Origin of the sequence: Acetobacter papayae JCM 25143, from assembly GCF_000613285.1 — a bacterium.
Lineage (GTDB): Bacteria > Pseudomonadota > Alphaproteobacteria > Acetobacterales > Acetobacteraceae > Acetobacter > Acetobacter papayae.
Genome location: NZ_BAIN01000131.1, coordinates 1 through 2,717, shown reverse-complemented (window position 1 = coordinate 2,717; position 2,717 = coordinate 1). Strand labels below are relative to the sequence as shown.

Genomic DNA, 2,717 nt, shown 5'->3' with positions numbered 1-2,717 from the left:
CCGCCACCGTGGCGACCGGCCGCCGGGCGCAGGAAGGCGGAAGAAAAGAGGCGATGCGGTGCGCGAACCCGTCCAAAAGACGTCAGCCCAGCCGGTTTACAAGCCGGGTAATGACATCAGCCGGGGTCAGGCCATCAGCCCGGGCCGCAAAGCTGAGGGCCATACGGTGTGCCAGAACCGGCTGCGCGAGGGCCGCTACATCGTCAAGGCTGGGGGACAGCCTGCCATCGAGCAGTGCGCGTGCGCGGGTCGCGAGCATGAGGGTCTGGGCGGCACGCGGGCCGGGCCCCAGGCAATGGCGGTTTTCAGGTCCTGATCCGGGGTGGTTTGCGGGCGGGCGGCGCGCACCAGCGTCAGAATGGCATCCACAATGCTTTCACCCACCGGCATGGTGCGCACCATGGTCTGGGCTTCTACCAGCGCGTGTGCTCAGCACCGGCTCGGCGGTGGGGCGGCTTACGCCGGTTGTGGCCAGCAGCATCTGGCGTTCGGCGTCCTCGGGGGGAAGTCGAGCGCGATCTGGAGCATGAAGCGGTCAAGCTGGGCTTCGGGCAGGGGGTATGTGCCTTCCTGCTCGATCGGGTTCTGGGTTGCCAGCACATGAAAAGGCTGGGGCAGTGCGTGCTCGGTACCAGCAACACTAACATGGTGTTCCTGCATGGCCTGTAGCAGGGCCGATTGTGTACGCGGGCTGGCACGGTTGATTTCATCAGCCATGAGAAGCTGGCAGAAAACCGGCCCCTTTACAAAGCGGAAGCTCCGGCGGCCTGTGCTGTCTTCATCAAGGATTTCGCCCCCGGTAATATCGGAGGGCATGAGGTCTGGCGTGAACTGCACGCGCCGGGCATCAAGCCCGAGCACCGTGCCCAGCGTCGTGACAAGCAGGGTCTTGCCCAGACCGGGCGGGCCGACCAGCAGCGCATGCCCCCCCGAAAGAATGGTGACAAGCGTCTGGCGGATAACGGTATCCTGCCCGAAAATAATGTCGCCAAGGGCCTGCTGCACGGCCGACAGCCGTTCGCAGATACGGTCTGCCTCGCGCACATCAGGGCGGGAGGCGGAGGAAAGTGCTGAGAGCGGAGCGTCTGATGCGGTCATTTGTCCAGTCTTGAAGACATGCGGGGGTTTCATCAAGCGGGGTAAGCTCCCTATATCATTGGAAGACGCATATGGACACGCATTACGGGGTGATCAGGTCGTGAAAGGCGAAAACGCGCAGAACGCGGGGGCAGCCCCGTGTGGGGAAAAGGAATTCAGCCTGTCCGATCATTCGGAGTCCGGGCTGGAATCCGTGGCGGCGTGCTTGTCGCAGGTGGCTGGCGCGAGCATGAAGGGCGGTGTGCCGCGCCTGCCGTTTCTGATCCGGCGTGATGGGAGCTGGCTCTATCGGGGCAGCGCTATAAAACGCAAGGCCATGCTGTGCCTGTTTGGCTCCCTGCTGACCCGGGACGAAAAGGGGGCCTATTTGCTGCGCTCTCCTTTTGAGAGCGGTGTGATCGAGGTTGAGGATGTTCCGTTTGTTGCGGTGGAACTGACATGGTCGGGGGTGGGCCGCACCCAGCGGCTGTGTTTTCGCACCAACATGGACGAAACCGTGACGGCCAGCAGTGAGCATCCGATTCGAACCGAATGGGATGTCCCGCCTGAAGCCTGCGTGGATGCCTGCCCCCCCTATTTGCTGGTGCGGGCAGGGGATGGCCGCTGGCCGTTGGAAGCCCGGCTGAGCCGTAGCGTGTGGTACGAACTGGCCGCACTGGCCGAGCCGGGTCTGTACCGGGGCGTGCGGTGCATGGGGGTGTGGAGCTGCGGCTGTTTCTTTCCGCTGGCCCGCTGCCTGTCCTCCACAGGGCAGGAGGGGGACGAGACAGACTGCCCTGACAGCCCGGACGATAGCGTGTGAACAACACGCCTGAACAGCCTGAGCTCATAGAAGGATTATCCGACCGGCAACGCGCGCTGCTGCATGTTCTGTGGCGTATTCTGCCGCAGGCCCGGCTGGTCGGTGGCGTGGTGCGTGACCTTCTGGTGGGCAGACGTGTGGCCGATATCGACATGGCCGTGCCGCTTGCACCCGAGCAGGTGATGGAGCGGCTGCGTGCGGCGGGGGTTGTGGCCGTACCCACGGGGCTGGCCCATGGAACCGTTACCGCTGTTGTAGACGGGCTGCCCTGTGAAATTACCACCCTGCGGCGCGACCTGCTGACCGATGGCCGCCATGCCGTGGTTGCCTGGACGGATGACTGGCAACAGGATGCCGCCCGGCGCGACTTTACCTTCAACGCCCTGTTTCTTGATCAGGTGGGCAGGCTGTACGATTGGTTTGGCGGGCAGGCGGATCTGCGCGCGGGCTGCGTGCGGTTCGTGGGCGATGCGCAAAGCCGCATTGAGGAGGATGCCTTGCGTATCCTCCGTTTTTTTCGCTTTCAGGCCCGTTATGGCAAGGGGGAGCCTGCTGCGGATACAGTCGCGGTGCTAGGCCGCACGGCAGCCCTGCTGACAGGGCTTTCTGTCGAGCGCGTGTGGTCGGAACTGCGGCAGATTCTCGCACTTGCACAGGTCATGCCCGTTATGCGGCTTATGGCGCAAACGGGCGTTCTAGCCGTTATCCTGCCCGAAGGCGTGACGCTGGACAGGCTTGAAGCGCTGGAGGCCTGCCAGCCCCCGCCCGATGCGCTGTTGCGTCTGGCCGCCGCTGACGCCCGGCTCCCGCCCACGTG

General features: G+C 64.3%; 2 protein-coding genes and 1 pseudogene. 2 read left to right on the top strand and 1 reads right to left on the bottom strand.

The genetic code is table 11. The annotated features are described in order from the left end of the window. Positions 1–82 precede the first annotated feature (82 nt). Positions 83–1,098, bottom strand: a pseudogene (locus JCM25143_RS20290) (AAA family ATPase). A 229-nt stretch (positions 1,099–1,327) separates the two neighbouring features. Between JCM25143_RS20290 and JCM25143_RS20285 the strand changes: the two are divergent. After that, complete coding sequence (locus tag JCM25143_RS20285; RefSeq protein WP_081773625.1) at positions 1,328–1,900, top strand: DUF1285 domain-containing protein; 573 nt, start codon at positions 1,328–1,330, stop codon at positions 1,898–1,900. Between the two features lie 26 nt (positions 1,901–1,926). Beyond that, positions 1,927–2,717: CCA tRNA nucleotidyltransferase (locus JCM25143_RS14820; RefSeq protein ID WP_035371496.1), on the top strand; the 791-nt coding region annotated here is incomplete at its 3' end.

Bases quoted from the DNA above. Each gene is read 5' to 3' on its own strand.
- JCM25143_RS20285 (WP_081773625.1), top strand. From the start codon at position 1,328: ATGAAGGGCGGTGTGCCGCGCCTGCCGTTTCTGATCCGGCGTGATGGG.